Here is a 3,242-nt window from a genome sequence, read left to right on the forward strand (position 1 = left end):
GCCGGATTATGCCGCATGGCCGAGTTTGACGGCGGTTACGCCTACTCTTGGCCATGCGGCAGTTCGGCATAATCGACGAGATAGGAACTGGCCTCGTTAGCAAGCAGCCGGCCATAACCGTGCAAAGACTGCGTTCGATTATAGGCCCACCCCAATTTGGCGGAGCCGCTTTGCGCCAACGAAGGTTCGATATTCGGGAAGCTCGAGAAATTGAGCAAACGGCCAGATCACCGGAGCGGACTGCTTCTTGCTCAGGTGAATAGCTTGGTCATCACCCAGATAGAGCGCGACATGTGCTCCCCAAGGGTTCCCGGTTCGATTGAAAAGCAAGAGGTCGAGGGGCCTCAATTCAGCTGACACCAAGCAGGTCTCGGTGGTGTCCTCCCACAGATTGCTGGACCGAAATGGGTAAACGTCAAATCCGAAATGCTTGAGCAGCGCGTAGGCGAAGTTCTGACAGTTCGGGCTCTCTGAAAGGCTCGGCAGGGTTGGCGAATCGGGATCGTGCTGTTGATCGTACCTAATCCGCCAGAAATGGTCGGGTATCATGTCCGCAGACAAGGTCTTCATCGTCTTAAACCCTCATGCCGGAGCGCTGAGGTATCCTACTGTCTTGCGGCGGCTGCATCAATCGTCAACGGGCAATCGGCGCTCCTGAAGCACAGTATGCCGATATCGGCATAACGTGCATTGGAGGCGATAGCTTTGAGAGATCGGTGGCCGATCAGAGGCCGCGTAGAAGTTTCAGATAATCGCGCTCAACCAGGGCAATCGAATCATGAATGAGCCGGTTCGCCTTGCGGCGGGCATGAGAATCCTTCCACTCGACCGAACGACGTTGGGCATGGTCGGAGGCGAGCACTTTCGCTGCCACGTCTCGCGGGCCTCCGCCCAGGTCGTGGACGTCGAAGGCGTGGAGGAGCTGAATCAGTCTCCGCTTCTGAAACGACGTCAGCCGTAGCGCCGCCGGCAGAAGACCGGTGCGCCGGCCAGCAAGGCGGCGGGCGAAGTGTAGCGCCACGTCGGCGCGCATTTCGCCCATGCTGTCGAGCGGCACAAGCACGGCGGGGTGGCGCATGGCCTGCTCGTCGCGCAACCGGACATGGAGCTCGCCCGAGCCGTCGGAGACAACCAGCTCGCGACCGTCAGCATCCGTCTGCTCAACGGTCGCCAGTCCGAAAGACTTGCGATCAATCGGATGAACGGTCTCAAACTCCGGCGGCGCGGACTGGAGGATCAATGTGCCCGGTGATGCCTCGGGAAGCCAAATGGCTGGTTCGGGCCCAACCGGAGAGGCGGGGTCATGGGCGACACCGCAACCTCCATCGATGTGCGAAACTGGTTCGGATGGTTTCGGGCTCAGCGCCCTCGCGCGCGATCTGGCGTTCAGTACGGACGAAATCGCGGCGATAGTCGGCATTGCGCCGCAGAAACTCAAGGGCAAAACCCGGACGCTCAAGGCGATTCAGGCGTTCAATGGTCTCGGGCGCCCGCCAATACTGGGTCGGCATGGTCTTCTCGTCTTTCGTTCTGTGCCCCGCACCACGAATCCAGAAAGACGCTACAAGAAACTAGACCCTTAGGTTGCATTACGCGATGCCGCAATTTGTGTGATAGAACGCAAATTCACTGCATCCGCGGCAGCAAAAGGTCCCGATATCCGGCTTCCGACATCCATCGCGCACGGGCGAGATGCCTGTCGTGGACGATTTTGGCACGATCCGGTTCGCGTGCGGGGTCCAGGCCGAAGATCACGCTGACCACCTCACGCCAGTCGGCGCCCTCCTCCTCGGCCATTAACAACCTAACGTAGATTGCAAGATGTTTCTCGTCGTAGGCGTTGACGCGATCAGTTATTGGCGGGCTGTCCTGGAATGGAGCCTCGTTCATTGCAATTGCCCCTCAGCATCGATGCAGCGATTAGAGTCCATCTAAATTCCGGAACTTTGCAAAGCTGGGAAATCGTCGCACGCGATTTGTGCCGTGATGCGCAAATCGCATCGCGGCGCTCCCCGGAAGCGGCAAACTCGGCCCAAGCCAGACGATATGAATAGCACGGCTCGGCACGAATCGGAACGATCGTTCCTGGAACGATCGTTCCGATGTGAGTTCCCTTGTCGTCATGGATCTCAAGGAGGTCATGGCGATCAATTTGCGTCGGATACGCCATAAGAAGGAGATGACGCAGGAAGAGTTGGCCGATGGTGCTGGGCTAAGTGTCCGTTACGTCGGCGCAATTGAACGCGCCGATGTGTCGGCCAGCGTAACCGTGCTTGGCCGAATCGCGGAGGCGCTAGGGGTCGAAGCCACCGATCTGATCAAACGAACGGCGGTTCATCCTCATCGGGCTCGATGATGTGACGAATTTGTGCTCCATCGCACCCTTGGCACGTTATGAATCAACTCGGTATTGCGTCACGCATAAGTTGATAGGCGACTTTGCGTAAATCTGGTCTGTCTCCAAAGACGCATACCTGTCCAGGGATGGAAGGGCGTGCTGAGTGAGATGGAGTGGGCTTTATGACCCTGTACGAGCACTTACCAGCCGACATCCGCGAAGGTCGTGGACGCTTACGTCGAGGACCTCAGGACCCAACCTTGGCGGATTCGCTTCCTCTTGCTGATTGATCTCCTTCAAGAGAAGTTGGAGAGCGGGCCCGCCGCTGAGCATTGGCGTCTACTTCAACAATGTCCGGCATAGTGACGGCAATCTTGGAACACTTGCCGCCTGACAGTTCGGTCGTCGAATGTTTGGGGTTGATGAGCATCAGCTTCAACGACCAATGGCGCGCTCAGGCGCTCGGCCAGATCGAGCGCGATCCTACGGTGCTAGATCGTCTCGTCGCAATTTGCCCCGACTGGGGAGACATCGTCGAAACCGTATTGGAGGCCAATCAGAGACGGCCGATCAAGGCGGGGCAGGCTCGCGCTCGCTGATCGGGATCGATCCGGCACGTGCACCGGCTCGCCAAGCTTTGCGCGGCCAGCTCTTGAGCTTAGCGATGCCCCGCCCGGACCAGCCGGGCGAGGCATTGCTGATCGGATCAGTCGCCGTTCCGACGGTTTGGACGGGACCAGATCAAGCTGAAGCCCTCGCCCTCTTCATCAGCGAAGAGGTTGGCGAAGATCGGTGCGGTGAAGCTCGGATCGTCGAGCTTGAGACCGAGATAGTCGCGGCCCTCGTTGGAGCGCTTGGACCAGGCGGCCCCGATCTCCGCGTTATGCGGTGCACCACATAACGC

7 protein-coding genes are annotated in these 3,242 nt (G+C 58.8%); 2 read left to right on the plus strand and 5 right to left on the minus strand.

Features of this window, described 5'->3' with window-relative positions:
* Positions 1-138 precede the first annotated feature (138 nt).
* The 4 genes from XF30_RS00715 to XF30_RS00725 all read right to left on the minus strand — a co-directional run bounded on the left by XF30_RS00715 (position 139) and on the right by XF30_RS00725 (position 1,890).
* The gene (locus XF30_RS00715; RefSeq protein WP_109141656.1) at positions 139-570 is read right to left on the minus strand and encodes an NlpC/P60 family protein; all 432 of its coding nucleotides are present in this window, start codon (positions 568-570) and stop codon (positions 139-141) included.
* Positions 571-724: 154 nt separating this feature from the next.
* Positions 725-1,240 carry a DUF2285 domain-containing protein gene (locus XF30_RS00720; RefSeq protein ID WP_225130336.1) on the minus strand — a complete coding sequence of 172 codons (516 nt, stop codon included), beginning with the start codon at positions 1,238-1,240 and terminating at the stop codon, positions 725-727.
* A 61-nt stretch (positions 1,241-1,301) separates the two neighbouring features.
* On the minus strand, positions 1,302-1,511 hold the full coding sequence (locus tag XF30_RS39025; protein WP_225130334.1) for a transcriptional regulator domain-containing protein: 210 nt from the start codon (positions 1,509-1,511) through the stop codon (positions 1,302-1,304).
* A gap of 115 nt (positions 1,512-1,626) precedes the next feature.
* A complete protein-coding gene (locus tag XF30_RS00725; protein ID WP_109141658.1) occupies positions 1,627-1,890 on the minus strand; it encodes a DNA -binding domain-containing protein in 264 nt (87 codons plus the stop codon).
* A gap of 232 nt (positions 1,891-2,122) precedes the next feature.
* On the opposite strand from XF30_RS00725, the gene XF30_RS00730 reads away from it, so the two are divergent.
* The gene (locus XF30_RS00730) at positions 2,123-2,356 is read left to right on the plus strand and encodes a helix-turn-helix domain-containing protein (protein ID WP_036046501.1); all 234 of its coding nucleotides are present in this window, start codon (positions 2,123-2,125) and stop codon (positions 2,354-2,356) included.
* A 404-nt stretch (positions 2,357-2,760) separates the two neighbouring features.
* Positions 2,761-2,937 (plus strand): hypothetical protein, encoded by a 177-nt coding sequence (locus XF30_RS39030; protein WP_244608847.1) that lies wholly within the window; start codon positions 2,761-2,763, stop codon positions 2,935-2,937.
* Positions 2,938-3,044: 107 nt separating this feature from the next.
* Here the strand turns inward: XF30_RS39030 and XF30_RS00740 are convergent.
* Positions 3,045-3,242 (minus strand): DUF736 domain-containing protein (locus tag XF30_RS00740; protein ID WP_244608848.1); only part of this gene is annotated, 198 nt, incomplete at its 5' end.

It is taken from the genome of Bradyrhizobium sp. SUTN9-2 (assembly GCF_003122645.1).
Taxonomy (GTDB): Bacteria; Pseudomonadota; Alphaproteobacteria; order Rhizobiales; family Xanthobacteraceae; genus Bradyrhizobium; species Bradyrhizobium yuanmingense.